We start from the raw sequence: 26,384 nt of genomic DNA on the forward strand, positions 1-26,384 counted from the left end.
GGCTATCTCCTTGCAACACCCTTGAGTTTCTCAATGGTTCGGGCACCACCCAATCCAAGTAGACAGAGCAACAAAGTAATCACCGTGCTGGTGTCTGTTGTGGGTAACTGTTGAACCACTTCAGACTTATCAACAAGCATCAGTCCGATGATCACCACATCACGAACAATCCAGGTCCAGGCAAGAATAAACACACAGAGCCAACCAAGAGCGGGTCGCCAACCGGAGACAAAGACGGAGGGATGTTTGGCTTCTTCGATATTGGCCAATGCCTGGAGAATATGAGGCTGTTGCAGCTGGCGATTCAAAGACAGTTCAGCTTTAGCTCGCTCTTCATCAGATGTAAACAAACCATCCAGACCACCCATCAGCTCTTTGGCTATTCCTGCCATTGGATTCAGGTTAATCATCGTCCACCAGCTCAAAGTGTGGGTAATCCCTAAACCGATGATCCTTTAACTGACCATCCCGATCCCAGTCACCACCCCAGCGCAGCTTGATGCCCATACCCTCAGCAACCCCCAACACATACCCGGCAAAGTGAGCAGACCGTTGATAATCAAACCAGTCCAAGGGATAAGCCATTACATCCACCGCCTTGCTGGGCAGCTCGTTGTGGTTACTGTCTGGCCATTGCAACTGCGACTGACCATTTTCAAACGCCAGCATCTGGGCAGCTTTGCCCCGATGACCACAAATAATCGTGCAATCGTAATGCTCAATCACTTTTTTGAAGACACGCTGAAGCCGCTCATCACAAGTCGACAAATGTCGCCTGGACGAAGCGGAAAAGTGAAACATGAAGCCCCTTTTTTATAGTGGTTCAGTTTGGAGGGATAAAAAGAAAACCCGGCAATGAGGGCCGGGTTTCTTTGAAGGATTCAAGCGACGGGGAAGTGAATGATCGGGAACTTTCCCAGCCTGAGCTTTTACCGTACTTTGTGGGTCATTTTTAGTCAAGGCCTCAGTTTTCATATTTGATAGCACCTGCTTCTTCCAGTAACTCCTCTGCATGATCCTCTGCCAACCTGATCCATTCGTTGCACACAGCTTCACAGGCAATACGCCAGCGATAAAGTGTCTTACGGCTTTTTCCGGTAATCTCTACTTTGCCTTTCTTCTGCTGCATATCAGGGTGCTGCAATAGCCACATCAGATAGAGAGAAAGCATCACCGGATTCTTTCGGATCGCTTTGGGTAACCGTTCATCACTCCTGAAAAGGTGAGTTACCCGTAGCCATGCACTGGAACGGTTCGCCTGATTATCGTCATAGCGAATCGTCAGAATGGCAAAGAGTTCTGGCTGCATTCTTTCCCGCAGGTCTCCCTTTCGAATACCATCATCACCCAGTCGTTCATCTCTGGTGCTGCGATGCTCTGGAGCAACCGCTGTCTTTCGATAACCGGCGTTGATATCCTGCTGCCAGCTCGCGGTTTTCATCATCAGTTCCGGTGTTCCGAAGATCCGCATCAGGGCTGGCTCCAGGGCAAAATACATGATGGTCTCCTAACGCAGGGCGGTCTGGATACGATTTCCGATCCAGCGCATAACCGGTACCGCCATAGAGTTACCCAGAGCCTTGTACCTTGGGCCATCCGGGCACTCTTCTGCCGGTTTATTTTTCCACGGGATGGCACTATACCCATCAGGAAAACCCTGTAATCGTTCACACTCCACCGGAGTTAATCGTCGTATGGCTAACTCGGCTTCGCCCCCGGAGCTACTGGCAACTGAGTGTTTATCTCCAGCTGTTAGCGTGTTCATCGGATCGCCAGACTGACCGATACCCAGACCATTGCCTTTTCCGTCCTGATGTTCGCCGCGCTTACCGGAATGGCGGGTAGCCTGATCATGAATCGGTATCGCCACTGCGGCACTCAATCCGTTACCCTGAGCCTGTAAGGTCATTGCGACAGTGTTGGAGTGAACCGGATCATCTTTTGGATTGAAGGCGATGGTCGGATGGTTATCACCCATATGGGCACGAAGGCAGGGTGATAATTCTGATGACCAGTGGCCACCCAGCCGTGACATGGCACCGGGCTCAAACACCACCAGATCCGTAGCAACCTTGTAATCTCTCTGCTTTAACGTCGAGGATGTTTTACCAGGGCCGTACTGACCGAAGGCGGTCATATCGTAGGCACTCAGGCTGCCCGTGAGGCCACTTGCCTTAATGCTTTTTCCAGCGGGGGAGGCAGGCTCTTCCCACGCTTCTGTGCCCGGTTCAGAATCCCGGAGCAGGCTCTCGGACTCAAATAGAATCGGCTCCCGACGGGTCCAGTCTCCAAAATCTGCCAGAGCAAAGACTCTTCGACGACGTTGGGGTACTCCATAAAATTGAGCATCACACACCCGCCATTCAACAAGCCCTTGCTTACCGAATGAAACTCCAGCGTAACGCCACTTTTTTTGGCCAGGCTGCTCGGGGCATGACTGGTCAGTGCCAGTAAGTAATCGCAGTACTTCAGCAAAGTCCTTGCCCTGGTTACTGCTGAAGGCGCCGGGTACGTTTTCCCACAGGGCGAAGCGGCAGTTGCCGTGTTTTCTGGCCCACCGAATAATCTGTATTGCTGCGAAGAAGAGTCCTGATCGTTCACCGTCAAATCCTTTTCGTTTGCCAGCCACCGATAGATCCTGACAAGGGCTGCCAAACACCACCAGATCAATAGGGCCAAGTTGCTTGATCATGGCTTCGGTGATCTCGGTCACGCTGCCAAGGTTGGGTATATCGGGGTAGTGGTGTTCCAGTACGGCACAGGGGAACGGTTCGATCTCGGCAAAACCCACCGGCGTCCACCCCAATGGATGCCAGGCGACCGTCGCTGCTTCAATCCCGGAAAATAACGACAGGTATCTCATGGATTCCCTTCCTCCCTACGCAAAGTTGATAAACCTTTCCACCAGTGCTTCCACCTTGGGCCGACTCCAACCCCGCGCTGGATGAAGCACGTACTGGAGCAACACATCCACTGCTGTGGAGTACAACAGCTCAAAATTTTCCTGGCTCATACTTGAGAATTTCAGGCTTCTGGCACGAACGCGGACACCACCGTCCGGGTACCCGATCACGTCATAAAATCCGGCCTTCACAGTCACCCAGCGACGGAACTCATCAAAGTTTTTCTCAGGGGTAAACCACTGGTCAGCCCCTTCCATCCGGTATGGCTGCGGCTCAAAGTAATCAAAACCCAGCTTCAGCAGGGCAAAGAACTTGCGGTAAAAATGCGGGTTACGGGCTTTACGAAACTCTGCCCGAATCACCTGCCCGGTCTTCAGCTGCTGAACGAATAGCTGGTCATCGTCGGATACTGGCACCAGCACCTGCGTTCCCACTTTCTGCAATGCCAGCTCCGCCATCAGACCGCCTCCGCAAAGGCCAGGTATTCGCCATCCCTGAGCCCGTTCAAGAGAACATGCTCATCAGTTTCTGCCGCGAACCCTGCCCATCCAGCGGGTCAATGCCCTGTTCGGCCATGCTCCCCCTGAACAGCTGATTCGAGTGGATGGCCGGATCAAACTGGTGTTCGATGGCAAGCTGATCTTCCAACGGAAGCCCTTGGCATTCACGGTTAACCAGTTCTTGATAGGCCGCTCCAAACTTGCGCTTCACGTTCCGGCACTCCTCTGCATTCCCTGCGGTTCTCAGCTCATGCCAACCCGCCTCACGCCCGGCGAGATAAACCGCCCGGTGGCTCCAGCCGTGGTGACTCGGTTGTCCGGAATACTCATTGGCTTCCTGCCAGGCTTTCGCCAGCGCTGGCAAACCCAATTCTTCCGGCAGTGGCAGGCAGAGCTTGCGAAACTCCGGCGCTGTCGGAGGCCATTCGCCACCGGCCAGTCGTACACGGTTGAGACCTATTTCCAGCTGGGTAGGGTGTAACCCGTTCAGCGTTCTCTGCCACTCACCGTTGCGATCAGCCAGACCGTAGGCACTGGTCCACTTCTGGCCGAACAGGGCCGTCATGGTCGAAAACAGAGTCACCAGATCTTTCCGGCTCAACGTCGTAGATATTCCCTCCGCTGAAGTTGCCCGTTCTTTCGGGTTGGAGGATATGGGCGTTGGCCTGTTCGACCTGTTCAACCAGGCTGAGTTTTCCAGAATTTCGCTGCCGGGCTTCATAGTTCACCATCCATGGATTGCTGGCGTTATCGGGGTTGTTCAGGTAGGTCGTGGTGGTCTTCACGTACTGGGTACCCGTTGCTCCGGTTTCGTCACAGTAACGGGCGTAGTTCAGGATGTTGGCCAACAGGTCGTCACAGGAGTGTCCTTCCCGCAGGCGGGTTTTGTAGTGGCCAAAGGTTTTGGTTTTATTGCCCTTGTCACCTTCCCGTTTCGGATACTGGCTCCACCACTCTTCGAAGGATTCAGAGAAATCAGCCTTGCCCGATTTGGCATTTTTCGCAGTCGCACCAGTCGTGCTCCCGGCACTTGATGGCACTTCCCCCGTCCTGGGGGTCGTGCGATCGTCAGATCGGACATATGTCTTGTAAAGATTTCTCTTATTCTCTTTTTCTCTATTTCTCTTATTCTCTAGGCGAGATTCTGCCGAGCACTTGCCGAGCATCTTCCGAGCGTATTCCAACAACGCTTCGGTTTGCTTCGAGCCCTTGTAATCACTGGCTTTCGCAACTGCCCTCTCGATAACGGGAATCACTCCGGGCAAGTCTTCCAGCAGCATCTGTGGCAGTTTCACCAGCAGCTTCAGACGGGCATCAATCTGGGTGATATTGTCCACAGGGTTGTGTTCCATAAACTGCGGAATGCAGATGTACTGGCACTGGTCAGAAGCCAACAGGAAACCGCTCGTCGTTAGCTCGGCAATCGCTCGTTCAACGCTCGGCTCGTCCCAGTTAAGGTCTGCCGCGATATAGCCTTTTGGCATCCTGAAGATACCAATCAGATTCCCGTGACCGGTGGTCAACAGGTAAAGCGCCAGCAGTTTGGCTTTATCTGACAATGACTGAATATCATCACTGATCCAGAACTGCCCAGAGACCTTGCCAAAGTCCTTCATACACAACCTCCATCAGCAGCTCTGCGGCCAAACCACCGATTGGTCTTCCGCTTTACCTGTTCATTTTTCTCCATCCAGTTGGTGATGAACCGAGTAAACCGCCCTTCACTGCACCCGGGGAAACGGTCCTTCATGTAGGCATAAGCATTGATCAGCTCCTGCTCTACATTGATGCTGGGGTAGGTTTGCACCAGTTCGTCATAGAGATCATGGGGCATTTCAAAGTGCGGGTGATGACCACGGATTGGCCAGGGAATCTCATACCAATGGAGCGGCAAGCTCTCTTCATCCATGCTGTCCTGGCTCAGGCTGTCCTGGCTCATGCGGTCTTCGTTCATGCCGCACCTCCCATTACAGTGAGAAAATCCATTTGGGGTTGGTCAAGGCTGGATACTTTGCGGGACTGGTCGTAGTTTGGCCGAGGATTGCTGTTAGGCATGCTCATTATCAAACATCCTTTTGTGATTATTATGGATACGTAAACTAACTTATGTTAGCTGTGCGGATTAGAATAATCATTTTTATTCAACCTTGTAAACAATCAAATAAGCAGCTTTAACAACGGCAGTGATTGGCAAGACGGCTTCTGTGATACATTGCTACCAAATCATGGAATAACGAGAATGGTGGAAAACGTGTCAATGCACTGGACTGAGCGCGTTAAGCAAAAAACCAGGGAGCTGAATCTGTCGGACGCTAAAATTGCCCGGGAGATTGGTTGCAGCTCGGCGCTGTACAGTATGTGGATGAACCAGACACGCAACCCCAAACTGGAAAGCAAAATGGCCATCGCCAAGGCACTGGGTGTCAGTGTTTACTGGCTGGATACCGGGGAAGAAGAACCCAATCCCAACGCCCTGCCCGTTATCAGCCTTGATGATATAGACGCCTTTTATCAGGAGATTGAAAATAAGCAGAAAGCCATCAAGAAAGACTCAGGCATTCGGATTATTGAGTCGGATAGCGAAAGTTTCCTGATCCGGCTGGACAATGACTCAATGATAGACCCGGGGAATGCGGAAAAAACTCTGATTCCCAATGGCAGCACCATTCAAATTGACCAGGAGTGCAAGCCGGTACCCGGTAAAATACTGCTCATAGACATCGACGGTCAGATGCTGCTGAGAGTCTGGCAACGGATTAACGCCAACCAGCATATTTTTAAAATGATTAATCCACACTATTCTGAATTGAAAATATCCTACACCGGTGATGTTATGGACATATACAAGGGAACTGCCGTGGGATTCAGTTGCCCGCTATAACTGCCAGCTCAACACCAAAACGCCTGGCTGCTGCCCATAAACCTTAATGCAGCGGCCATCGACAATCTGCTTGTCATCCTCCCAGACAATACCATTCAAGGCATCACAATACAGCTTCGCCACATTGTCAAAATCCGGCTTTACCGCAGGCCGGATCTCTCCGGCCAGGGCTGCAGAGCGCTTCTTCTTTGACCAACTCACCGGTACCGGAAATACAGCCAGCACCAGCACGCCGATCTGACCTTTCATCAACGCTCCCTGCCTCTGCTGTTGTCCTGAATAGTGCGCCTGCTGCTCTGCCTTTTTTGTTGCCTCTGGGGTATAGCACCGTCCCCGACGGGTAAACCGTGGCCGACCTTTGCCGGCAGGAACGGTGTTAATCAGCACTGACTGACCATCTATTTTTGTGAATGGTTTCAACTCATTTATTAAAGATGCCGGAAGCGTATCCAACCAATTATCGACAACATCCATATCGTCCAACCCTGGTTTTAAGCCTGAACACTACAGCCTCTTCGAGAAAGTCAATTATCAGATTTTATCGACTTGATATTTTCTATATAAAAATACAATCAACTAACATTTGTTAGTCTTAATATTTTTATATTATAACTTTTGTTACTTAAGTATTAACAACAACAATGGAGCCAAAATGGACGCAGTTACCCGCGATCTCAACCGGCACCTCAATGCCATTGACGACAGGGAAGCCCTCGAAGAGACCATCGAGTCCGAACTGGAACGGATTGAAACCCACATTCAGGCACAGATCGAAGATCACAAGCACATCATCATTGCCGGTTTTGGCGTTCTGACCCCAAGCAACTTCCTGACCTTTCTTACCCTGGAAGAATTTCACCCGATGCAGGGCTACCGCTGGCTGGCCGTGAAACAGCTGGTGCATGACTGCAACGACGAACACTCCCGGCTCTCCGGCTGGGATGTCATTAACTACGCCAGCAAAAGAGGTTATTGCCGTGGCTAATCAAACCCAAATCAACCGACTGGAAGAACCCGTCGTCACGGGTATCAGCGACTGGCTGAACATCAACCAGTACACCTACGACTACGGCAAGGTCTGCATCCTGAAGGACCAGATCGCCAGCAATATCACGCCGGATATGACGGTGCTCCAGATCTATCGGGTCATCCGGGATGAAATTACCGCATGGCGTAAAGACCCGAAAACGGCAGATGCCGTTATCGTTGATTTCCGCGCCTGGTGCGAACTGCACCGCACATTATCCAGTGCATTGGAAAAGAGTTTCCGGATGGAAATTGCCGACCAGGTGCTGGCCGTCAGAAACCGTATTCACCGGGACGAGGCCCTTCGCCATGCCAGCTAAAAAGAAGACCGAACTGATGGAATCTGCTGACGTGTTGCCTGTGGATAAGCCTGCACCTGCCCTGTCTGAAGTGGGCCAGATCATGCAGTCGGCCATTGACCAGAATGCCAGCATCGACACGCTGGAACGGGTAATGAGACTGTACGAACAGAGCCAGACCATTGTTGCACGACAGCAATTCAATGAAGCCTTTTCCCGCTTTCAGCAAGAGATGCCAGTGGTTAAAAAGAACAAGACCGCTGCCTTTAACACCAATAATGGCGGTCGCATGGAGTACTCCTACGCCTCCATTGATGATGTGGTTGCTGCGGTTCAGCCGGTTCTTCACCGCTACGGACTGAGCTACTGGTTTGAGCAACAGCAGAATGGGCCAAACATCACCATCACCTGCAATCTGACCCATGTATCCGGCCACACCATTTGTAACACGGCCACTGGTCCTATGGATAACACCGGTAAAAAAAGCCCTCTGCAACAGATCGGTTCTACCGTGACTTATCTGAAGCGACAGACTCTGGTCGGGATTCTTGGCGTGGCCTGCACCGATGATGATACCGATGGTTATGTGCCCGATATGAATGACTCGACCCAGTCACCGGTTCACAACCATTACTCCGATGAAGACTTCCAGCGTCTGTTACCAGAATGGCGGGCATCCATTGAGTCCGGCCAACAGAGTGCAGATCGGATTATCCGAAAAATCAATTCCAAAGCTCCAGCCACCCCACAACAAGTACAACAACTGAAAGCCATCCAACCCAGAGGTCACTAAATGGAAATTCTCGATATCCAACAGGGGACGCCTGAATGGCTCGCCCTGCGCCAGAACTATTTCACCGCCAGCGAGGCACCGGCCATGATGGGCGACAGTCCCTTTCTGTCCCGTGACCAGCTGCTACACCAGAAGAAAACCGGCAGCACACCGGAGGTAAACGAATTTCAGCAGAAGAAATTCGATGCCGGGCATCGTGCCGAAGCAGAAGCCCGACCGTTGGCAGAGAAAATAGTCGGAGCGGATCTGTTCCCAGCCACCGGCGTCACCATCATTGACGGTTTACCTCTGCTGGCCAGCTTCGACGGGCTGACCATGGTGGAAGACCTGGTCTTTGAGCACAAGCTCTGGAATGAAAAGCTGGTTGCCCAGATCGAAGGAGAAGGTATTGAACCTGCCTATTACTGGCAGTTGGAACAACAACTATTGGTCAGTGGTGCCGAACGGGTTCTGTTTGTTTGCTCTGATGGTACCTCTGCCAACCTGCACCATGTTTACTACGAATCCCAGGACTATCGTCGTGAAGCTCTGATCGCTGGATGGAAGCAGTTTCAGGAAGATCTGAAAAATTTCGAGCCGAAAGCACCATCACAGGTACTGGAAGGAGAAGTCATTCAGGACACCACCGCTCTGGTGGTACAGCTGGATGGTTCTGTTATCGACTCCAACTTGCACCTTTTGGAAGAACAGATCTTCAAACGCATTGATTCCGTCAAATCGGCACTGGTTACCGATCAGGATTTCGCTGATGCCGAATCGGCGGTGAAGTTTTTCAAAGAGACGGAAACAAAGTTGAAGGACGGCAAAGAGACTGCACTTGCCCAGGTACCGGATATCGCCCGACTCTTCACCCGCATCGACCACCTGACCGAGGCCATGGCTACTAAACGCAAGTCTCTTGATAAGCAGGTCAAGCATCAGAAGCAGCACATCAAAGACAGCATCGTACTGAAAGCCGTCACCACCCTGGAAAAAGAACGTCAGGTGATTAATACCGAACTTACTCCCGGCTGGATCGCTGCAGTGGTTACACCTGCTGATTTTCAGGAGGTGATCAAGGGTAAAAAGAACGTATCCAGCATGCAGTCTGCGGTAAATGACCGGCTGGCACAGGCTCGGATCGAACAGAAGCAGCAGGCACAGGACATAAAAAACAATCTGGCTATGTACCGGAAAATGGCAGCTGATAAGGACTACCTGTTTCCGGATCTGGATGTGCTTCTTCATAAAGAGCAGTCCGACCTGATGGCCATTATTGAACTGCGGCTGAATCAGGAAGCCAGGCAGAAGGTAGCTGACAAAGAACCCGAACCGGTAACAGAACCTGAAAACGCCGAAGACCAACCGGACCTGCTTTACACCGATGGAGAGGTCACCGAAGAGATCCTGACCGACGATATCTACGCCATGGAAAAGTGGCTTGGAAAAGGCTCACTGGACTGCTATCGCTTTGACCACCACGGCAACGAATACCGGATCGAACTGATCATCCGTCGTGCCGCACTAATCACCCCAACTCAACAACTCTCTCTAAAACCAGAAGAAAAGGAGACCGCCTGATGGCCGCATCCCTGAACCGCGTCACCCTTATTGGCAGGCTGGGTAAAGACCCGGACTGCAAAGCCACCGCCAATGGCAATGCCGTAACCCTTCTTTCCATCGCCACGGAAGAGAGCTGGAAAAAAGATGGCCAGAAACAGACCCGTACCGAATGGCACCGGGTAGTACTGTACGGCAAACCTGCTGAACTGGCCGCTCAGTATCTGGCCAAAGGCCACAGAGTCATGATCGAAGGTCAACTCCAGACCCGTAAATGGCAGGACCAGAATGGTCAGGATCGCTATCAGACCGAAGTCGTGTACAGCGGGTACAACGGCAAGCTGCTATTTCTGGAAAAGAACCCCAATGCTCAGCAGGCACAGCCTCAGAACTATCAGTCACAACCAGGCACACATCAGAACCAGTACGCCAATGCCCGGGATGGTGCTCATGCTCCCCAGCCCATGCAGACACAACAATATGACTCCTACGACGACTCCATCCCATTTTAAAGGAGCTTGTGTTAATGAAAGCCGGAATGAGCCCACTCACACCCGATGATCTGGCCCTGGCCATAGAGATAAAACAGAAACAGACCGCTGGTCTCAGCTCGGAACAGGAGGAAAAGGAACTGGCAAGAAAAGTCATGCTGGCGGACCGGATCGGTGACGAAATGGAAGGCCTGCAGCTGAATGCAGAAACCGTACTGATTGAAATGACGACGCTGATTGTGGCCATCACCGTAGGTATTCACAGCCCCCAGGCGCGGGATCAGGCGATGCTGGTCACTGGGCTGATCCTGCAACGAATCAGGGATATCAATCAGGACCCTGTCGTAAAGAGCAGTGCCATCCACTGAAACACCATAACAAGACCATAACCAGAAAAGGGAATTGAAAATGGCCGCAACCACTCTCCATCATAATGGCAAGAGCATGAAAGGAATCAATATGAACACCACCCATACCCCCATCAAGCCCTCTTCCAGCCAGTATGGATTTATTCCGGACAGTGCAGTGACCAGAAGAGAAATGGTTATGTCCAGCCGAGAGATTGCCAAGGCGCTGGACAAGGAGCATAAAAATGTCAAAAGAGACATTGAAGTCATGCTGAGCAAGCTTGGAGTGGGTACGCTCAAATTTGAGCATACCTACGTCAACCCGCAGAACAAGCAGGAATACACCGAATATCGGCTACCCAGGTTTGAGTTCGAAGTGCTGATCACCGGATACGATGTTAAGCGTCGGGCGGCGGTTATCAATCGATGGTATGAACTGGAATCCGGGCAATCTACCCCCCTTGCCCCCCCGCTTGCCCAGGAACCACCAGAGCTTGATCGCCATCAACTGCTGGAAATCAATATGGACACCAGCCTGAAAGCCATATCCTTTGTTAAGGAATACGGCTTTGAAGGCAATCAGGCCATGCTGGCAGCAGACCGACTGGTGAAAAGCCAGATCAACTTTTCACCGTTGGAAGCCATGGGCCAGAAGCAACTGGTGGCACCTGTCCAGGCCATGACGTTTACGCCAACCCAACTCGGGCAGATGATGACACCGCCCCAGGATCCACGACAGGTAAACAAGTTACTGGAAGCGGCAGGACTCCAGATCAAAATCGACAGCCAGTGGGTACCCACCGATCTTGGCCAGCCGCTCTGTGAAATCCTTGATACCGGAAAAGCCCATAACAGTGGTGCGCCAGTAAAACAGGTGAAGTGGTATCAGACCGTACTGGATCACGTGCAACCGGCACTCCCCGACGAATCCAAAACTAAATCGATCGATCAGGATTGCCGCTATGCTGATCCTGCACCTGAATCGGAAATAGTTGGCTCTGACTCCGATGAAGAGCCAGTACAAAGAAAACAAAAGCGCAAACGCAACCGCTACGAACTGGATGACTACTTCTCCCTGGTGGAGCTGGGCGAATTTATTGGCAGGAGCCGTCAGCATGTGGTGGAAGTACTGGAGAAGCACAGGGTTATCAAATGGACTGGTCAGGGCAAGAAAGGCAAATACCTGCTCACCGATAAGGGCTGGCAGTACGGTCTGATGTATGACCCTTCCGAGATCTGCTTCCACAACCGGAACAGTAAACGACTGACCACCAGCAATGCCCAGCCGGTTCTGGGGTACGACATCCTGAAATTCTTTTAACCGGGTCGGCGATATGGATGCGCTTATTTCCCAGCCTGACCTGATGGCGTGGTCAGGCATTAAGCAAAAAGCGGCGCTGGTCAAATGGATGGTTCAAAACCGGATACCGTTTTACTACGGACGTAATGGCGAAGTGGTCACCACCTACGCCGCCATTAACCAGCCATTGATCGGCACAGAGATACAACAACCCAAAAAACAACCACTCAAATTCCTGTAGGAGATGTATTGATGGGAAGACCACGCAATAAAGAGAATGCTCAATTGCCGGATGGCGTTTACCGAAGCAAAGGGCGTTTCATTTATAAGCCTTACCATGGCCGGGTTGGCCAAAAGAATGTGTACGGTGCTGAAATCGTTCTGGGCCCGGAAACCATGGCCATGTCCAAACTCTACATGGCCATTGAGAACCTGGAAAAAAGCTCTGACCAGACGCTGGGCTGGCTGCTGGATGAATATCTGGAGTCACGAAAACTCAAAAGCCAGAGCAAGGATTGGCAGTACAACAAAAGGCTGTACACCCCCAAGGTGAAAAACTTCCCCGTGGAAGGGTATGGCACTTTCGGTAAAGTACCGCTGGCGCTGATCACACCACCATCATTGAACCGGTTCTATGAAAAATTTTCCGACAAACCGGGTGCCGTCGCCAATGCCCGCAAACTGATCTCCAGTGCATGGAGCTGGGGAAGAAGCCATCTTGAAGGGGTACCACCTAACCCAACGCTGGATTGCGAAGCACTGCCAAGACCAAACCGGCAAGATGTGTACGTCAGCGATGAAGACTACGCCTGCGTTTACTATCTGGCCAATCCCTTCTGGAAAGCCATGATGGAGTTTGCCTACATCTGCCGGGCAAGACGTTCCGAGCTGATCAATATGAAGCGGGACCAGCTGCTGGAAAAAGGCATACAGCTGAAACGGGTCAAAGGCTCACTGGATGAAATCACTCTCTGGACACCACGACTGAGAAAAGCCCTGAAAACCCTTGATGATTACAACAACGGTGAAAAATTTGAGTATGTGTTTGGAGCACCCAACGTCCCTGCCAAAAAAGGCATTCAAATGTCACCGGGGCAAAAGATGCATAAAAACACGCTGGACAGCCAGTGGCAGAAACTGATCAACCGTGCGGTGGATGAAGGGCTCATTGACGAGAAATGGCACTTCCACGATCTCAAGGCAAAGGGAGTCTCTGACCATGAAGGACTGGTCTCCGGCCATAAAACACTGGAAGCGAAGAAAATCTATATCCGGAAAACCCAGGAAGTACAGGGTACGAGATAACAAAAAGGGAAGAGAGATGAGAGAAGATATCACCGGGCAGTTGTCCGGTTTTTTTTGCCGTCAATTACACGACATATCTTTGAGAATTGGTGCCCAGGAGAAGACTCGAACTTCCACAACCATACAGTTACCAGCACCTGAAGCTGGCGCGTCTACCAATTCCGCCACCTGGGCATATACGACAATTTACTACTTTTTAACGATGTTTGGTGCCCAGGAGAAGACTCGAACTTCCACGACCTTGCAGTCACTGGCACCTGAAGCCAGCGCGTCTACCAATTCCGCCACCTGGGCATCGTCAAAAATGTTGCTGAACTTTATTGCACTTTGGCGCAAAAAACAAGGCGATTTTTTAGCCGGAGGTTTTAGGATTTATTTTAGGAAACGACACATGTCACCTACCTTAACAAACCTGCAACCCTTTGTTTTTCAAGGACAAAAGTCCGAAAACAAAACGACGAACCGTTAAACACACACCAGCACCTGAAGCCAGCGCGTCTACCAATTCCGCCACCTGGGCATCGTCAAAAATTTCGCTGAACTCTATTGAACTTTCGTTCAAAAAACAAGACTATTTTTTAGCCAGAGGTTTTAGGACTCTTTTTAGGAAACGACAACTGTCATTTATCAGAAAAAATCTTCAACCTTTTGTTTTGCAAGGACAAAAGTCCGAAAACAAAACGACGCATGGTTTAATTCACACCATGCACCTGAAGCTAGCGCACCTACCAATTCCGCCACCTGGGCCTTGCCATCGCTGTCCAACATCTCAGCGATGCGGCGCATATTAGAGATCACTGGATGGACTGTCAACCACTTACCATCAGATTAACCAAAGATTATGGAAGCTACGTATCCAGCCATCGGTTATCCACCTCGCATCCAATAGCAAGGCGTAAAGAGGGTGGAATTGACTATCTCTTCATGGCTCTGGTCATGGTTTGAAACCACATCACTTTACTGAGATCACCGGTTGCCACGATATTCTGCTCCTGGACACCACGCATAAAGGCTTCCTGGGTATTTTTTGCCGTCAGGATTTCAAAGCCTTTAGTGGCACTGGAGAAAGAAAGCTCAAATGTTGGCTCGGTGGTGGTTCCGGCAACCGGGTAAACCTGTTTGTCTTTGACAATATAGTGTCGGGCGACACCGTCTTTACTGCTGAGCTGAAAGGTCAGGTCCTGGCCTTCCAGCGTCTTTTGAAATGAGGGGTTCTTTCGACTGGCACGTTTCATCATGAAACCCAGTGCCCATAACAACAATTTGAATTTCACTACTTCAGTCCCGAACTCTATTTAAAAAGAAAACACTTCCCCATGGCGCAACTTGCAAAAGCTGGCAATGGAAAAATGCTTTCTGAGAGGTTGTGCGAATAGTATTTATGAAGATGGTGAAACCGGTAGCCGGTTTATCTGGCGCATCAATGGCAGCTGGCCAGATAGAGAGCTATCAGTTTACGGCTTCTTTCAGGGCTTTGCCCGGCTTGAAAGCCACTGTCTTACTGGCCTTAATCTGGATGGTTTCGCCGGTTTGGGGATTTTTACCGGTCCGGGCGGCACGGCTGCGCTGTTCAAAAGTACCAAAGCCAACAAGGTTGACAGAGTCTGCTGATTTCATGGCACTGGTGATGGCTTCAAGAATGGCATTGAGCGCCAGGGAAGCCTTGTCCTTGCTGATATCCGCTTCGTCAGCGATGACATTGACCAGATCGGGTTTACGCATAGGGAATACACTCCGTTTTGTTTTTCTTGTTTCTTCCCTTGAATCAAGGGGTTCTCGCTTCCTGAGCAAGGACAGCAGCAGCTCTTGACTACAGGTGTATGGCTCACAGACAAAAACAGACTAAAACACCGCCGCTCTCAGGGCAATAGTCTGAACCAACTGTTTGTGGGATTTTTGTCAGAAATCCGGGTTTTTCGATCATTCAACTCACTTCCATCATCTCAAAATCAGATTTGCTGGCTCCACAATCCGGGCAGAGCCAGTCCTCCGGAACATCCTCCCAGGCCGTTCCGGCAGGTATGCCATCGTCAGGCCAGCCGACAGACTCATCATAGACAAAACCACAGACAATACACTGCCACTTTTTCATCATTCTCTCCGGTTCATACATGCCAACTGTTGTTTATTCTTGGTATGCTTTGTGCTTTTGAAATCACCCCAAATGCTCAACAGGTCAATCTGTAAACAAAGATTCACCAAGAAGAATAAATATACGTTATCAGAGATCATCATGCCCGCAAGTCACGAGCCGGAATCCAGCCATTCACACCGCCTGGACAGCAAAGGCACTGTTTTTGACAACCGCAGCGGTGAAGAGCGCTGCTACCGTATTCGCTGTGCAGGAATCACCAAAGTGTATCCGGGTGTTGTTGCCAATGATCAGGTAAGCCTGGCCATCCGGCCTGGCGAAATCCATGCGCTGCTGGGCGAAAATGGTGCAGGCAAAAGTACCTTGATGAAAATCCTCTATGGCGTGACGCAACCAGACAGCGGACATATCTGGTTTGATGGCCAGCAGCACACCCTGAAATCGCCAGCCCATGCAAGACGCCTTGGCATCGGCATGGTATTCCAGCACTTCTCATTGTTTGAGACCTTAACCGTGGTGGAAAACATTGCACTCTCTTTTTACGGAAAGGCGATGGATAAAAGAGCAGCAGGCCAGCTGAAGGATCTGGCCCGACGCATTGAGGAAATCTCCAGCCATTACGGTATGCCCATTGACCCTCATCGTCATGTGCACAGTTTATCCACCGGAGAGCGCCAGCGGGTTGAGATCATTCGCTGCCTGGTACAAGACATTAGCCTGTTGATTCTGGATGAGCCCACCTCGGTGCTGACACCACAGGAAGTCAGCAGTTTATTTGTCACCTTGAAAAAGCTGGCCGCTGAAGGTTGCAGTCTGTTGTTTATCAGCCATAAGCTTCAGGAAGTTAAAGCCCTGTGTGATAGCGTCACGGTACTGAGACACGGAAAGATTGCCGGAACCTGTGATCCGAAAACCACCAGCACTGAGGATATGGCCAGTATGATGGTGGGCAGCCAGACGACACTGGGTCAGCGCTACAGTTTTTCCACCAATGAGAATGACGATAAACGCCTCAACGTCACAGGGCTGACAGAAGCGGCACTGGGTGACTTTGGCACCCCATTACATGACATCCATTTTTCGGTAAAACCCGGGGAAATTCTTGGCATCGCCGGTGTAGCGGGCAATGGCCAGAAAGAATTAATTCAACTGCTAAGTGGGGAGAGACTGGCTACCTCACCGGACTTTATCACGCTGGATAACCAGGCCATTGGCCAGTTAACCCCCGGTAAACGACGACGCCTGGGCATGGCCGTTGTGCCGGAAGAGCGCCTTGGTCGGGGAGCGGTGCCCGATATGTCGCTGTCAGACAATGGCCTACTCACCGGCTTTTTACAAAACCTGGTGTCCGGGGGTTTTTTAAGACAGCGACGAATTCACGGATTTGCCAACAACGTTATCCGCCGCTTTCGGGTAAAAGCCCACGGCCACTCAGCGGATGCCAAGAGCCTTTCCGGCGGTAATTTGCAGAAGTTCATTATTGGCCGTGAAATTTTACAAAATCCCAAACTGCTGATCTGTGCCAGTCCTACCTGGGGCGTTGATGTTGGTGCCGCCAACCTGATCCATCAGTCCCTGATTGATCTGCGGGACAAGGGCACGGCCATCGTCGTGCTTTCCGAAGATCTGGATGAGCTTTTCCAGATTTCGGACCGGATTGGTGCACTCTGCCACGGCAAACTGTCGCCGGTGAGACCGGTCAGGGAAACCTCCATTAACGAAGTGGGTCAGTGGATGGCTGGAGTGTTTGGTCATCCGGAAACGTCAGCCTCAGCGCCGATGGCAATGGAACCTGACAGCCAGGCAAAGGAGTATACCCCCTGATGAAGATTGCCATTGAAAGAAGGCCGCAAGACTCCAGCCTGATGAAATATCTGTCCCCCGTTCTGGCGGTGTTGCTTACCCTGATGGCCGGGAGTGTGATTTTTGCCTTGCAGGGACAGGATCCATGGACCGGTTTATATACCTTTTTCATTCTGCCCATCAGCGATAGCTATGGCCTGTCCGAGCTGGGTGTCAAAGCCGCACCCATACTGCTCTGTGCCATGGGTCTGGCGGTGTGCTTTCGAGCCAATATCTGGAACATTGGCGCGGAAGGACAGTTACTGATGGGGGCTCTGATGGGCAGCTGGGCCGCCCTGAGCTGGATGGATTCGGAAGGTGCCTGGGTGCTACCCGCGGTACTGATGACCGGTGCTGTGGCCGGTTTACTCTGGGCATTGATCCCGGCGCTGCTGAGGAACCATTTCAATACCAATGAAATCCTCACCACCATCATGCTGAACTATGTTGCCCTGAATCTGCTGCTCTATGCCGTGCACGGCCCCCTGAAAGATCCCCATGGTTTTAACTTCCCGGAATCTGCACTGTTTACCGATGCGGTTACGCTGCCACTGTTGCTGGAGGGAACCCGCCTGCATATTGGTCTGGCCTTCGGGCTGCTGGCCGGGGTGTGCATCTGGGTCTTGATGACCAGGACCTTCCTGGGCTTTCAGCTGAAGGTCATTGGTCTGGATGCCAGTGCCGGGCACTTTGCCGGTTTCCGTGAACGCCGTCTGGTGTATTTCAGCCTGTTGCTGTGTGGTGCCTTGGCCGGGCTTGCCGGTATCTCGGAAGTCAGTGGCCCGATTGGTCAGCTGGTGCCATCGGTCTCCCCCGGCTACGGTTATGCGGCCATTATTGTTGCCTTTCTTGGTCGCCTGCACCCTATTGGTATTTTACTGGCCAGCCTGCTGATGGCGCTGGTTTATATGGGCGGCGAGATGGGTCAGATTGATCTTGGCCTGCCGCTGGCCATGGGCAGTCTGTTTCAGGGGATGTTGCTGTTCTTTTTGCTGGCCTGTGATTTTCTGATCAGTTACCGCTTGAAAATCTCTGCTCATCAACCCCCGGCTCAGGGACATCATGTAGGAGTCAACGGCTAATGGATATGGACCTGATCACTAACATTCTGTTTGCTATGGTTCGAACCGGTACGCCACTGTTGCTGGTTGCCCTGGGGGAACTGGTGTGTGAAAAGAGCGGTGTGCTTAACCTGGGGCAGGAGGGCATGATGCTGATGGGCGCGGTGATCGGCTTTATTGCCGCACTCACCACAGGCAGCCTGATCTTCGGGGTGATAATGAGTCTGCTGGTTGGCATGGCCATGGCCATGTTGTTTGGCCTGCTGGCGATCCAGTTGCGGGCCAATCAGGTGGCCACCGGCCTGGCCCTGACCATTTTTGGTGCAGGCCTGAGTGCTTATGTGGGCACTGACTACATCGGTCAGGCTTTGGCAGGCTTCCAGCCCATGTTGATCCCGCTGTTATCGGATATACCGATTCTGGGCAAGGCCCTGTTCAGTCAGGACATTCTGGTTTACTGCTCTCTGGGTATCGCGTTGGCTATCTGGCTGTTCTTCCGCTTCAGCCGTCCCGGCCTGATGGTGAAAGCCATCGGGGAAAGCCCAGACTCAGCCACGGCTGTAGGCTTACCGGTAATACGGACCCGGTGGCTGGCGTTACTGTTTGGTGGTGCCATGGCGGGCCTCGGGGGGGCTTATCTGTCACTGGCCTATACGCCGCTGTGGGCGGAAGGCATGACAGCAGGGCGCGGCTGGATTGCCCTGGCCCTGGTGGTATTTGCCAGCTGGAAGGTAGAACGGGTATTACTGGGGGCCTGGCTGTTTGGTTTGGCAAGCATTATGCATCTGGTACTGCAGGGGATGGGTGCCTCTATCTCATCCAACTTGCTGGCGACCCTGCCTTATCTGGCGACCATTGTGGTGCTGGTATTGCTATCAAGCAACCAGTCCAGAAGCCGGTTGCTGGCACCAATGTCCCTTGGCAAACCCTACCACCCGGCGGGGTAATCTTTAAAACGGTTCCAACCTGGCCTGACAGGGAACTCAGGCCATTAATCTAACGATAAAACAGACCTGTAAGGAGTTGATCATCCCATGAAATCCCTGATTAAAAAGGCCCTCGTCTCTGTGGCCACGGCCGGATTGATGACCCTGTCGACACTCTCGTCGGCGGTTGAAAAGCCGCTGAAAGTGGGCTTTGTCTATGTCGGCCCGGTGGGTGATGCCGGCTGGACCTATGGTCATGATGAAGGCCGACTGGAGATGGTTGAGAAGCTGGGCAAGAATATCGAAACCACTTATGTTGAGAGTGTCTCTGAAGGTGCCGATGCCGAGCGGGTCATCCGTAAGCTGGCACAGCAGGGACACGACCTGATCTTTACCACCTCGTTTGGCTACATGAACCCAACACTGAAAGTGGCCAAGCAATTTCCCAACGTTAAGTTCCAGCACGCCACGGGTTACAAGCGTGGCAAAAATGTTGGCACCTACTCTGCCCGCTTTTATGAAGGCCGTTACCTGACGGGCGTGATTGCCGGACATATGACCAAAAACAATGTGATTGGCTATGTGGGTTCATTCCCGATTCCTGAAGTGGTCCAGGGGATCAATGCCTTTACCCTCGGCCTGCGCAGTGTCAACCCGGATGCCACCGTGAAAGTGGTCTGGATCAACAGTTGGTACGACCCTGCCAAAGAGCGTGAAGCGGCTGAGTCACTGATTGCCCAGGGCGCCGACATCATCAACCAGCACACCGACTCACCCGCTCCGGTGCAGGCCGCCCAGGACAAAGGAGTATTTGCCTTTGGCTATGACACGGACATGACACGCTTTGGTCCCGATGCCCACCTGACCGGCAGCATGGTTCACTGGGGGGGCTTCTATACTGACACGGCCAAAGCAGTACTGGATAAGCAGTGGAAGGCAGAAGATGTATGGGGCGGCTTCTCCGCAGGCATGGTTGAAATGGCCCCTTATAACAAAGCCATTCCTGAAACCGTTGTTGCCCAGGTCGAAGCCTTCAAGACACAGATTGCCGATGGCACCTTCACCATTTTTGAAGGCCCCATCAAGGCACAGGATGGTTCCATTAAAGTTTCAGAGGGTACAAAGCTGAACGATGGTGATATTCTGTCCATGAACTGGTATGTGGAGGGCGTTGAAGGCTCTTTGCCTAACTGATCCCCACTTGATTGACAGATCCTGGAGTCATCGGCTCCAGGCAGGATGTACTGCCGATGCCCTTTGCTGACATGAACTGGCAACCCGCCCGGGATGCCAAAGCGATACCCAGCGCACTGCGTGAGATGATACTGGATCAACATTCGTTGACCCGACGGCTGAAACAAGCACACAACAACGATTTTTTTGTCCGGGTCATTTCCCATGATTGGCAGGAGCCGGATGCATCAGAGAAAGCCTTTCTTCATTGCGATGATCAGCGTGCCAGCATAAGAGAAGTCCTGCTGTTTGGCTCAGGTCAACCGGTGGTTTTTGCCCGCAGTGTGTTACCAGAGTCCAGTCTGTCCGGTGAGAATAGAGTACTTCTGGAACTGGAGGACAGGCCATTAGGTGAATATATTTTCAGTCAGCCCGGCCTGCGCCGTGGACCGATTGAAGTTGCCGATATCAAAGCCAGTGAATTTAACGCACACCTTGATGTGAAATTTACAGCAGAAATCGCCTGGGCCAGACGATCCTTGTTTTTTTTGCGGGATAAGCCTATTTCTGTTTGTGAGGTTTTTTTGCCTGAGCGTGAGGACGGAGGGGCTGTCTGAGAACAGCGCCTGGTTAACTCCTGGTAGCATGTGAAGGGCATTGCATTAAGCCGGTAATTTTTTTACTGCTAACGCCCTAATAACCATTGCTACCGGGTTGGGGCTTTTTGGAGAATAACCTGTCTAACAGGCCCAGCTTATGGGAACCTTCATCAACCTGTTGACGTTTGTTGTAGTCAGGATTTAAATAAACATATTCATCATTCGTACCACCTATACCATCATCATCAGTGAATTCATTGTAACCAATGCGGATAGGGGAATCTTCACGAGATATCAGGTCATTTTCTATATAATGTTCTATTATTAAGTTTCTGGTTTTTTCACGTATATCTCCCAGGTTAAGAACTTTACCAATTACATCAACTACATTGCCATCTTTATCAAGAGTTTGAAGTTCAGCTCCCCACTTTAATAATTGCCTGATCAATTCAAAATTCCCGCTCAAAGCAGCTAACATGAGTGGTGTTTGTCCAATACCTTCGTTTGTGGTATCAAATTTCTGGTTTAGTTGTTCTGGTTTGGCGTATAGCTCCTTGACCAGATCCAACTTGCCAAGTCTGCACGCAAGAGCAAAAGGTGTGATGTCAAGGTAAGTTGTACCTTCAAAGGAAAACGAGCATCGATACCCGGAAAGTTCAGTGGCACCGTGTTCGGATAATAACCTTTTAGCGTTGGAAGTATCAGTGTCGGTAATCGCCGTTAACAGCGTTTTTATAAAAATGTCTGGGCTGGTGCGGTCTGCAGAGGGAGTGATTAAATCACTTTTCATCAATTTACACAGTGTCGATTCATAGCCTGAATCTTTACTGAAAGGCCTCTTCAGTGATTCGGAGGCATTCCTGACAGTGATTGAGGCAGCGCCATCTGGATTGATAACCTTGCAGGATACGCCAGCAATGGAAGTAGTGGGAGATGTTGGGGCATATATTTCTGTTTCGGTTTTTGGCGAAATTTTGGTGGTTGCAACACTGGAATCTGCAAAACGTGGCTCACTTTTAGTTTGTTTGTTTAAATCTGCACCAGAAGGTTTTTCATATTTCAGTGGCTGATCAGTATTCGTTACCTGCATTTTAAAATCTCCATCAATGGTTATTTTTAACGAATATAAATGCCCGGCAGAGTCGATCATGAGCATTTGTAACGTGATGAAGAAAGTGTCTAAACAAAGCTTGTTGATAATCCCATAAATGATATTTTGACTGGGATGTACAAACTTCGGGTAAGAACTTTCTCAGAAACCATCACAACTGTACACTCAGACAGTAATTATCAGCCAAAGTTCCTTCTTGATTTGAAAAAAACGCAATGTCTCAGACAAAACCGGGAAGTATAGGCTCTGCTTTGTCAACAGCCGCCTGTCCAGCGGTAACTTTGTCCAATTGCTTCTCAAGACCATCCCAAAATCTTATTCGTGCTGAAATAGCCTCTTTCACCTCGGCAACGGCCGACGCTTCTGAGGTTTTGTCCCCATTAATAAGTAGCTAACCATATGAAATCATATATTTCTGACTCCTTGTTCAGGCACTCTGCTTCGTTACAACTCCGGTCACATAGCTACGGCTATGCTCCCTCCGTTGTGCCTCGCATAGCACCTGCCCAAGTAGCCAGAAATATGTGATTCCATATGGCCAGCTACTTACAATGTTTCAACAGGTTTTCTGCTGCCGGGCCATGCTCATTCCCATCAAGGTCAATATGTCTCTCAAGGTAGTAGGTCATGGCAGGAACGGACGCCGGGGGGGATTTCCCAATGATTCAACAGGGAAGAAAACATCTGCGGAATGGCATCTTCACGGCCGAAAAGAAAATAACTGGCTACTTCATAGAGAATAATTTCATTAATGAAGCGGGCAGACGGGACATCCGTAACTGGCACCCAGGGTAGCGGCATGGAAGTAAACTCAAGCTGCAATCTTTTTGCCAGCGACATAAAATCCCATACAGCAAAGACCCTGACTATATTTCCAAAACACAGAACTCCAAGGGCGCAGATGAAATTTATACAATCGATAACAGGCGCTGATAAATGTGCAGAGCTGCTGGATCAGCATGTACCACGCTGGAAAGACTTTATTCAACTGGCTCGCCTTGATCGCCCCATCGGCATTTATCTACTGCTATGGCCAACACTCTGGGCGCTCTGGCTGGCGGCCGAAGGCATACCCTCGGTTGGTAATCTGGTGGTTTTCATTCTTGGGGTGGTGCTGACCCGCAGCGCTGGCTGTGTTGTTAATGACTATGCTGACCGACATTTTGATGGTCATGTAAAACGAACCCGGCAACGTCCGTTGGTGACCGGAAAGATAACCTCGAAAGAATCCCTGATATACGCCGCCAGCCTGTTTTTCGTGGCCTTTCTGCTGGTATTGACCACCAATGCCCTGACCATTTATCTCTCCTTTGCCGCCCTGCTACTCGCCTCAGCCTACCCTTTTGCCAAACGACACACTTATCTGCCGCAAGTGGTATTGGGTGCCGCATTTGGCTGGTCCATCCCCATGGCATTTGCCGCCGAGGCCGACACGTTGACAACTCAGACATGGCTGTTGTTTACCGCCAATCTGCTATGGACTGTCGCCTACGATACTCAGTATGCCATGGTGGACCGAGACGATGATTTGCAGATTGGCATTAAGTCCACCGCCATTTTATTTGGCGAGATGGATAATCTGATTATTGCCTGTTTTCAGACGTTTACCCTGGTAGCCCTGGTGATGCTGGGGTTGCAGCTGGAATTAGCCTGGCCATTCTATGTCAGCCTTGTTGCCGCCGCCGCAGGTTTTACCCACCAGCAATGGTTAACCCGCAACCGTGAAAGGGATCCTTGTTTCAAAGCCTTTCTTTCTAATCATTGGGTTGGTGCCGCCATATTTCTCGGTCTGGCCTGTTCTCTGTGATGACCGACTGAAACACCTGAATTTGAAGGTTGAGCCGAAAGCGCTCAACCTTCACCTCTTATCACTTCAACGACGGGAAAACAGTAACTCATGGGTTGGACAACCCGCAAAAAGTCCATCAAATTTTCCTCAACGTCATTTTTCTGTAACATTCCCTCGCTGTAATACCTGTCATAAAGATAAACGGTTACCAAAGCAATCTTCTCTCATTCAACCCCGGGGTATTCTCATGTCTGGCAAAACAATTCTAATTGTGGATGATGAAGCACCCATCAGGGAAATGGTCGCTATGGCGCTGGAAATGGCTGGTTATCAGTGCCTGGAAGCAGCTGATGCAAAACAGGCGCATTCACTGGTGGTGGATAACCGACCCGATTTGATCCTTCTGGACTGGATGCTACCGGACATCTCGGGTATCGAACTGGCCAGACGACTAAAGCGTGACCAGCTGACCGCAGAAATTCCGATCATTATGTTGACCGCCAAAGGGGAAGAAGACCATAAAATCCAGGGTCTGGAAACCGGTGCCGATGATTACATCACCAAGCCTTTCTCCCCCCGCGAGCTCGCTGCCCGACTTAAGGCCGTACTGCGCAGAACTCATGGAATGGACGAACAGTCGGCTATCGTCGTCAAAGGACTGGAACTGGACCCTGTCAGCCACCGGGTCAGTATTGATGGCAACCCTGCCGAAATGGGGCCAACGGAATACCGGCTGCTGCAGTTCTTCCTGACTCATCAGGAGCGAGCCTATTCCCGTGGGCAGTTGCTTGACCAGGTCTGGGGTGGCAATGTGTATGTTGAAGAGAGAACGGTGGATGTCCATATTCGCCGCCTGAGAAAAGCGCTGGGCAGTGGCTATGAGAATTACATTCAAACCGTCAGAGGTACTGGCTACCGTTTTTCCACTAAAGCGTAGAATGATGGAATTCAATGAAAATGGCTTCAGTGACGTTTTCCTCATCACCGCCTGATGACATAAGAATGATGGTCAGGATCAATCACCATAAGCTCAACAAACTGCGGAACTGCCTGTGACCACCTCTGTCCGATCCTGGTTTACCGGTCGAATAGTGTCAATGCTTGCCATCGGGCTGCTGGTCGGCTGGCTGGCGGACCGGATTTTTCTGGGGCTTTTTCTTGCCACATTATTCTACCTTCTCTGGAGCCACCAGCAACTGCACCGATTGCTGATATGGCTTGATAAGGCTGCCCACAAAGAGCTGGATCCCCCGGAAAGCACAGGCGTATGGGGTGAGATCTTTGACGGTATTTATAGAATTCAGCGCAAACACAACCGCTCAAAACAGCGACTTGCCAGCGTGATAGAACGCATACAGGAATCAACGGCAGCATTAAACGACGGAATCGTCATGGCCGACCAGAATGGTTCCCTTGAGTGGTGGAACCGTGCCGCCGGAGAGTTACTGGGCCTGCAAATGCCCGATGACCAGGGACAGCTCCTGACAAACCTGGTCAGAAATCCAAAATTTGCCCGCTATATGGACAATAGCCACGGCAAAGAGCCCATTAAGATCGATTCACCGGTGCATGAGAGTCGGCAGCTTCAAATAGCCATTACCGTTTATGGGCAGGGCAATCGACTTCTGTTGGTCAGGGATGTCAGCCGGTTGCATCAGCTTGAAATCATGAGAACCGATTTTGTTGCCAATGTTTCCCATGAATTGAGAACACCTCTAACCGTGATTTCCGGTTATCTGGAGACCATGAGTGATGGTATGGCAATGAATCCGGATACACCGCCCATCTTTAATCGCGCTCTTGGTCAAATGCAGGAGCAGGCAACCAGAATGCAGCGACTGATTGAGGATCTTTTGTTACTTTCACGGCTTGAAGCGACGGAACCGGAAAGAATAAGTCAGTCAGTGATGCTTAAGTCTCTGCTTGCCGGTATCGTTAACGACGCCAAAGCATTGAGTGGTGAAAATCAGCACCAGTTACAACTTGAATGCGACGATGAAGCCTTATTAACGGGGGATGCCGTGGAGCTGCGCAGTGCCTTTTCTAACCTGGTTTATAACGCTATCCGCTATACCCCGTCTGGGGGAAAGGTGCAGGTGAAGTGGTGGCAGGATCAGGAAGGTGGACATCTGATGGTTCAGGACAATGGTGTTGGCATTGACCCCGTTCATATTCCAAGACTGACTGAGCGTTTTTACCGGGTGGATAAGAGCCGCAGTCATGCGACAGGGGGGACCGGTCTTGGACTGGCGATTGTAAAACATGTGTTATTAAGGCATGAAGGTCGTATCAGTATCAGTAGCCATCCGGGAAAAGGCAGTCGTTTTATATGTCACTTTCCCCTGTCGAGAATCAAGTAAGCCAACGTCGTCAACGTATAGCAGGCCGGTTGAACACGATCTTTCCG

General features: G+C 51.0%; 34 protein-coding genes and 2 tRNA genes. 18 read left to right on the plus strand and 18 right to left on the minus strand.

Annotated elements, in window-relative coordinates; genetic code table 11:
• Positions 1-2: 2 nt before the first annotated feature.
• From O3276_RS14545 to O3276_RS14580, 8 genes are all read right to left on the minus strand, one after another.
• The gene (locus O3276_RS14545; RefSeq protein ID WP_163369312.1) at positions 3-410 is read right to left on the minus strand and encodes a 3TM-type holin; all 408 of its coding nucleotides are present in this window, start codon (positions 408-410) and stop codon (positions 3-5) included.
• Positions 403-801, minus strand: a complete 399-nt coding sequence (locus O3276_RS14550) for a M15 family metallopeptidase domain-containing protein (protein WP_269672001.1) — start codon at positions 799-801, stop codon at positions 403-405. Before O3276_RS14550 ends, O3276_RS14545 begins: the two co-directional genes overlap by 8 nt.
• 163 nt (positions 802-964) lie before the next feature.
• Entirely contained in the window at positions 965-1,498 is a 534-nt protein-coding gene (locus O3276_RS14555; protein WP_269672002.1) for a hypothetical protein, read from the minus strand.
• A gap of 9 nt (positions 1,499-1,507) precedes the next feature.
• Positions 1,508-2,863, minus strand: coding sequence for a DNA cytosine methyltransferase (locus O3276_RS14560; RefSeq protein ID WP_269672003.1), 1,356 nt, complete (start codon positions 2,861-2,863; stop codon positions 1,508-1,510).
• A 15-nt stretch (positions 2,864-2,878) separates the two neighbouring features.
• The gene (locus O3276_RS14565) at positions 2,879-3,361 is read right to left on the minus strand and encodes a DUF1367 family protein (RefSeq protein ID WP_269672004.1); all 483 of its coding nucleotides are present in this window, start codon (positions 3,359-3,361) and stop codon (positions 2,879-2,881) included.
• Positions 3,362-3,407: 46 nt separating this feature from the next.
• Positions 3,408-3,968 (minus strand): hypothetical protein, encoded by a 561-nt coding sequence (locus tag O3276_RS14570; protein ID WP_269672005.1) that lies wholly within the window; start codon positions 3,966-3,968, stop codon positions 3,408-3,410.
• Complete coding sequence (locus O3276_RS14575) at positions 3,919-5,019, minus strand: hypothetical protein (protein WP_269672006.1); 1,101 nt, start codon at positions 5,017-5,019, stop codon at positions 3,919-3,921. The genes O3276_RS14570 and O3276_RS14575 overlap by 50 nt, the downstream gene beginning before the upstream one ends.
• On the minus strand, positions 5,016-5,357 hold the full coding sequence (locus O3276_RS14580; RefSeq protein WP_269672007.1) for a hypothetical protein: 342 nt from the start codon (positions 5,355-5,357) through the stop codon (positions 5,016-5,018). Before O3276_RS14580 ends, O3276_RS14575 begins: the two co-directional genes overlap by 4 nt.
• 285 nt (positions 5,358-5,642) lie before the next feature.
• Between O3276_RS14580 and O3276_RS14585 the strand changes: the two genes are divergently transcribed.
• Positions 5,643-6,284, plus strand: coding sequence for a LexA family transcriptional regulator (locus O3276_RS14585; RefSeq protein ID WP_269672008.1), 642 nt, complete (start codon positions 5,643-5,645; stop codon positions 6,282-6,284).
• On the opposite strand, the gene O3276_RS14590 is transcribed toward O3276_RS14585, so the two are convergent.
• Positions 6,279-6,758 (minus strand): RusA family crossover junction endodeoxyribonuclease, encoded by a 480-nt coding sequence (locus O3276_RS14590; RefSeq protein ID WP_269672009.1) that lies wholly within the window; start codon positions 6,756-6,758, stop codon positions 6,279-6,281. The two genes, O3276_RS14585 and O3276_RS14590, sit on opposite strands and share 6 nt — an antisense overlap.
• A 178-nt stretch (positions 6,759-6,936) precedes the next feature.
• On the opposite strand from O3276_RS14590, the gene O3276_RS14595 reads away from it, so the two are divergent.
• Genes O3276_RS14595 through O3276_RS14635 form a run of 9 tightly spaced genes read left to right on the plus strand, consistent with a single transcriptional unit; the run spans position 6,937 to position 13,384 of the window.
• Positions 6,937-7,269 (plus strand): hypothetical protein, encoded by a 333-nt coding sequence (locus O3276_RS14595; RefSeq protein WP_101746067.1) that lies wholly within the window; start codon positions 6,937-6,939, stop codon positions 7,267-7,269.
• A complete protein-coding gene (locus tag O3276_RS14600) occupies positions 7,262-7,630 on the plus strand; it encodes a hypothetical protein (protein ID WP_269672010.1) in 369 nt (122 codons plus the stop codon). The genes O3276_RS14595 and O3276_RS14600 overlap by 8 nt, the downstream gene beginning before the upstream one ends.
• 16 nt (positions 7,631-7,646) lie before the next feature.
• Positions 7,647-8,402, plus strand: a complete 756-nt coding sequence (locus O3276_RS14605) for an ERF family protein (RefSeq protein ID WP_269672011.1) — start codon at positions 7,647-7,649, stop codon at positions 8,400-8,402.
• Positions 8,403-9,962, plus strand: coding sequence for a YqaJ viral recombinase family protein (locus tag O3276_RS14610; RefSeq protein WP_269672012.1), 1,560 nt, complete (start codon positions 8,403-8,405; stop codon positions 9,960-9,962).
• Positions 9,962-10,453 (plus strand): single-stranded DNA-binding protein, encoded by a 492-nt coding sequence (locus tag O3276_RS14615; protein ID WP_269672013.1) that lies wholly within the window; start codon positions 9,962-9,964, stop codon positions 10,451-10,453. The genes O3276_RS14610 and O3276_RS14615 overlap by 1 nt, the downstream gene beginning before the upstream one ends.
• Before the next feature lie 26 nt (positions 10,454-10,479).
• The gene (locus O3276_RS14620) at positions 10,480-10,800 is read left to right on the plus strand and encodes a hypothetical protein (RefSeq protein ID WP_269672014.1); all 321 of its coding nucleotides are present in this window, start codon (positions 10,480-10,482) and stop codon (positions 10,798-10,800) included.
• A gap of 40 nt (positions 10,801-10,840) precedes the next feature.
• Positions 10,841-12,100, plus strand: a complete 1,260-nt coding sequence (locus O3276_RS14625; RefSeq protein ID WP_269672015.1) for a Rha family transcriptional regulator — start codon at positions 10,841-10,843, stop codon at positions 12,098-12,100.
• Positions 12,101-12,113: 13 nt separating this feature from the next.
• Positions 12,114-12,320 carry a DUF4224 domain-containing protein gene (locus tag O3276_RS14630; RefSeq protein ID WP_101746061.1) on the plus strand — a complete coding sequence of 69 codons (207 nt, stop codon included), beginning with the start codon at positions 12,114-12,116 and terminating at the stop codon, positions 12,318-12,320.
• Positions 12,321-12,331: 11 nt separating this feature from the next.
• Positions 12,332-13,384, plus strand: a complete 1,053-nt coding sequence (locus tag O3276_RS14635; RefSeq protein ID WP_269672016.1) for a tyrosine-type recombinase/integrase — start codon at positions 12,332-12,334, stop codon at positions 13,382-13,384.
• Positions 13,385-13,471: 87 nt separating this feature from the next.
• On the opposite strand, the gene O3276_RS14640 is transcribed toward O3276_RS14635, so the two are convergent.
• From O3276_RS14640 to O3276_RS14665, 6 genes are all read right to left on the minus strand, one after another.
• Positions 13,472-13,558: transfer RNA gene (locus tag O3276_RS14640), tRNA-Leu, on the minus strand.
• A gap of 33 nt (positions 13,559-13,591) precedes the next feature.
• Positions 13,592-13,678, minus strand: a tRNA-Leu gene (locus O3276_RS14645).
• A 333-nt stretch (positions 13,679-14,011) separates the two neighbouring features.
• The gene (locus O3276_RS14650) at positions 14,012-14,170 is read right to left on the minus strand and encodes a hypothetical protein (protein WP_269672017.1); all 159 of its coding nucleotides are present in this window, start codon (positions 14,168-14,170) and stop codon (positions 14,012-14,014) included.
• Positions 14,171-14,298: 128 nt separating this feature from the next.
• On the minus strand, positions 14,299-14,622 hold the full coding sequence (locus O3276_RS14655) for a helicase (RefSeq protein WP_269672018.1): 324 nt from the start codon (positions 14,620-14,622) through the stop codon (positions 14,299-14,301).
• A 211-nt stretch (positions 14,623-14,833) separates the two neighbouring features.
• Complete coding sequence (locus tag O3276_RS14660) at positions 14,834-15,106, minus strand: HU family DNA-binding protein (protein ID WP_163371979.1); 273 nt, start codon at positions 15,104-15,106, stop codon at positions 14,834-14,836.
• A 202-nt stretch (positions 15,107-15,308) separates the two neighbouring features.
• Positions 15,309-15,476, minus strand: coding sequence for a rubredoxin (locus tag O3276_RS14665; protein WP_101748276.1), 168 nt, complete (start codon positions 15,474-15,476; stop codon positions 15,309-15,311).
• Between the two features lie 141 nt (positions 15,477-15,617).
• Between O3276_RS14665 and O3276_RS14670 the strand changes: the two genes are divergently transcribed.
• The 5 genes from O3276_RS14670 to O3276_RS14690 all read left to right on the plus strand — a co-directional run bounded on the left by O3276_RS14670 (position 15,618) and on the right by O3276_RS14690 (position 21,095).
• Entirely contained in the window at positions 15,618-17,300 is a 1,683-nt protein-coding gene (locus O3276_RS14670) for an ABC transporter ATP-binding protein (RefSeq protein WP_269672019.1), read from the plus strand.
• Positions 17,300-18,400, plus strand: a complete 1,101-nt coding sequence (locus O3276_RS14675) for an ABC transporter permease (RefSeq protein ID WP_269672020.1) — start codon at positions 17,300-17,302, stop codon at positions 18,398-18,400. The genes O3276_RS14670 and O3276_RS14675 overlap by 1 nt, the downstream gene beginning before the upstream one ends.
• Positions 18,400-19,326, plus strand: coding sequence for an ABC transporter permease (locus tag O3276_RS14680; protein ID WP_269672021.1), 927 nt, complete (start codon positions 18,400-18,402; stop codon positions 19,324-19,326). Before O3276_RS14675 ends, O3276_RS14680 begins: the two co-directional genes overlap by 1 nt.
• Before the next feature lie 87 nt (positions 19,327-19,413).
• Positions 19,414-20,499 carry a BMP family ABC transporter substrate-binding protein gene (locus O3276_RS14685; protein ID WP_269672022.1) on the plus strand — a complete coding sequence of 362 codons (1,086 nt, stop codon included), beginning with the start codon at positions 19,414-19,416 and terminating at the stop codon, positions 20,497-20,499.
• A 56-nt stretch (positions 20,500-20,555) separates the two neighbouring features.
• Positions 20,556-21,095: a chorismate--pyruvate lyase family protein gene (locus tag O3276_RS14690; RefSeq protein ID WP_269672023.1), complete on the plus strand. Its 540-nt coding sequence runs from the start codon at positions 20,556-20,558 to the stop codon at positions 21,093-21,095.
• Positions 21,096-21,171: 76 nt separating this feature from the next.
• Here the strand turns inward: O3276_RS14690 and O3276_RS14695 are convergent, their stop codons facing one another.
• From O3276_RS14695 to O3276_RS14700, 3 genes are all read right to left on the minus strand, one after another.
• The gene (locus O3276_RS14695) at positions 21,172-22,227 is read right to left on the minus strand and encodes an ankyrin repeat domain-containing protein (RefSeq protein WP_269672024.1); all 1,056 of its coding nucleotides are present in this window, start codon (positions 22,225-22,227) and stop codon (positions 21,172-21,174) included.
• Positions 22,228-22,730: 503 nt separating this feature from the next.
• A complete protein-coding gene (locus O3276_RS25795; protein ID WP_442876603.1) occupies positions 22,731-22,817 on the minus strand; it encodes a DUF3050 domain-containing protein in 87 nt (28 codons plus the stop codon).
• Positions 22,801-23,109, minus strand: coding sequence for a DUF3050 domain-containing protein (locus tag O3276_RS14700; RefSeq protein ID WP_332328271.1), 309 nt, complete (start codon positions 23,107-23,109; stop codon positions 22,801-22,803). The genes O3276_RS25795 and O3276_RS14700 overlap by 17 nt, the downstream gene beginning before the upstream one ends.
• Here O3276_RS14700 and ubiA point away from each other — a divergent pair.
• The 3 genes from ubiA (at position 23,090) to phoR (ending at position 26,337) form a co-directional block, all read left to right on the plus strand.
• On the plus strand, positions 23,090-23,995 hold the full coding sequence (ubiA, locus tag O3276_RS14705; protein WP_269672025.1) for a 4-hydroxybenzoate octaprenyltransferase: 906 nt from the start codon (positions 23,090-23,092) through the stop codon (positions 23,993-23,995). The two genes, O3276_RS14700 and ubiA, sit on opposite strands and share 20 nt — an antisense overlap.
• Positions 23,996-24,224: 229 nt before the next feature.
• Positions 24,225-24,914 carry a phosphate regulon transcriptional regulator PhoB gene (gene phoB, locus O3276_RS14710; RefSeq protein ID WP_101748266.1) on the plus strand — a complete coding sequence of 230 codons (690 nt, stop codon included), beginning with the start codon at positions 24,225-24,227 and terminating at the stop codon, positions 24,912-24,914.
• A gap of 115 nt (positions 24,915-25,029) precedes the next feature.
• A complete protein-coding gene (gene phoR / locus O3276_RS14715) occupies positions 25,030-26,337 on the plus strand; it encodes a phosphate regulon sensor histidine kinase PhoR (RefSeq protein ID WP_269672026.1) in 1,308 nt (435 codons plus the stop codon).
• Positions 26,338-26,384 lie beyond the last annotated feature (47 nt).

Origin of the sequence: Endozoicomonas sp. GU-1 (assembly GCF_027366395.1) — a bacterium.
Taxonomy (GTDB): Bacteria; Pseudomonadota; Gammaproteobacteria; order Pseudomonadales; family Endozoicomonadaceae; genus Endozoicomonas.

Bases quoted from the DNA above. Each gene is read 5' to 3' on its own strand.
- O3276_RS14545 (WP_163369312.1), bottom strand. From the start codon at position 410: ATGATTAACCTGAATCCAATGGCAGGAATAGCCAAAGAGCTGATGGGT.
- O3276_RS14550 (WP_269672001.1), bottom strand. From the start codon at position 801: ATGTTTCACTTTTCCGCTTCGTCCAGGCGACATTTGTCGACTTGTGAT.
- O3276_RS14555 (WP_269672002.1), bottom strand. From the start codon at position 1,498: ATGTATTTTGCCCTGGAGCCAGCCCTGATGCGGATCTTCGGAACACCG.
- O3276_RS14560 (WP_269672003.1), bottom strand. From the start codon at position 2,863: ATGAGATACCTGTCGTTATTTTCCGGGATTGAAGCAGCGACGGTCGCC.
- O3276_RS14565 (WP_269672004.1), bottom strand. From the start codon at position 3,361: ATGGCGGAGCTGGCATTGCAGAAAGTGGGAACGCAGGTGCTGGTGCCA.
- O3276_RS14570 (WP_269672005.1), bottom strand. From the start codon at position 3,968: ATGACGGCCCTGTTCGGCCAGAAGTGGACCAGTGCCTACGGTCTGGCT.
- O3276_RS14575 (WP_269672006.1), bottom strand. From the start codon at position 5,019: ATGAAGGACTTTGGCAAGGTCTCTGGGCAGTTCTGGATCAGTGATGAT.
- O3276_RS14580 (WP_269672007.1), bottom strand. From the start codon at position 5,357: ATGAACGAAGACCGCATGAGCCAGGACAGCCTGAGCCAGGACAGCATG.
- O3276_RS14585 (WP_269672008.1), top strand. From the start codon at position 5,643: ATGGTGGAAAACGTGTCAATGCACTGGACTGAGCGCGTTAAGCAAAAA.
- O3276_RS14590 (WP_269672009.1), bottom strand. From the start codon at position 6,758: ATGGATGTTGTCGATAATTGGTTGGATACGCTTCCGGCATCTTTAATA.
- O3276_RS14595 (WP_101746067.1), top strand. From the start codon at position 6,937: ATGGACGCAGTTACCCGCGATCTCAACCGGCACCTCAATGCCATTGAC.
- O3276_RS14605 (WP_269672011.1), top strand. From the start codon at position 7,647: ATGGAATCTGCTGACGTGTTGCCTGTGGATAAGCCTGCACCTGCCCTG.
- O3276_RS14610 (WP_269672012.1), top strand. From the start codon at position 8,403: ATGGAAATTCTCGATATCCAACAGGGGACGCCTGAATGGCTCGCCCTG.
- O3276_RS14615 (WP_269672013.1), top strand. From the start codon at position 9,962: ATGGCCGCATCCCTGAACCGCGTCACCCTTATTGGCAGGCTGGGTAAA.
- O3276_RS14620 (WP_269672014.1), top strand. From the start codon at position 10,480: ATGAGCCCACTCACACCCGATGATCTGGCCCTGGCCATAGAGATAAAA.
- O3276_RS14625 (WP_269672015.1), top strand. From the start codon at position 10,841: ATGGCCGCAACCACTCTCCATCATAATGGCAAGAGCATGAAAGGAATC.
- O3276_RS14630 (WP_101746061.1), top strand. From the start codon at position 12,114: ATGGATGCGCTTATTTCCCAGCCTGACCTGATGGCGTGGTCAGGCATT.
- O3276_RS14635 (WP_269672016.1), top strand. From the start codon at position 12,332: ATGGGAAGACCACGCAATAAAGAGAATGCTCAATTGCCGGATGGCGTT.
- O3276_RS14650 (WP_269672017.1), bottom strand. From the start codon at position 14,170: ATGCGCCGCATCGCTGAGATGTTGGACAGCGATGGCAAGGCCCAGGTG.
- O3276_RS14655 (WP_269672018.1), bottom strand. From the start codon at position 14,622: ATGATGAAACGTGCCAGTCGAAAGAACCCCTCATTTCAAAAGACGCTG.
- O3276_RS14660 (WP_163371979.1), bottom strand. From the start codon at position 15,106: ATGCGTAAACCCGATCTGGTCAATGTCATCGCTGACGAAGCGGATATC.
- O3276_RS14665 (WP_101748276.1), bottom strand. From the start codon at position 15,476: ATGAAAAAGTGGCAGTGTATTGTCTGTGGTTTTGTCTATGATGAGTCT.
- O3276_RS14670 (WP_269672019.1), top strand. From the start codon at position 15,618: ATGCCCGCAAGTCACGAGCCGGAATCCAGCCATTCACACCGCCTGGAC.
- O3276_RS14675 (WP_269672020.1), top strand. From the start codon at position 17,300: ATGAAGATTGCCATTGAAAGAAGGCCGCAAGACTCCAGCCTGATGAAA.
- O3276_RS14680 (WP_269672021.1), top strand. From the start codon at position 18,400: ATGGATATGGACCTGATCACTAACATTCTGTTTGCTATGGTTCGAACC.
- O3276_RS14685 (WP_269672022.1), top strand. From the start codon at position 19,414: ATGAAATCCCTGATTAAAAAGGCCCTCGTCTCTGTGGCCACGGCCGGA.
- O3276_RS14690 (WP_269672023.1), top strand. From the start codon at position 20,556: ATGCCCTTTGCTGACATGAACTGGCAACCCGCCCGGGATGCCAAAGCG.
- O3276_RS14695 (WP_269672024.1), bottom strand. From the start codon at position 22,227: ATGATCGACTCTGCCGGGCATTTATATTCGTTAAAAATAACCATTGAT.
- O3276_RS25795 (WP_442876603.1), bottom strand. From the start codon at position 22,817: ATGACCTACTACCTTGAGAGACATATTGACCTTGATGGGAATGAGCAT.
- ubiA (WP_269672025.1), top strand. From the start codon at position 23,090: ATGAAATTTATACAATCGATAACAGGCGCTGATAAATGTGCAGAGCTG.
- phoB (WP_101748266.1), top strand. From the start codon at position 24,225: ATGTCTGGCAAAACAATTCTAATTGTGGATGATGAAGCACCCATCAGG.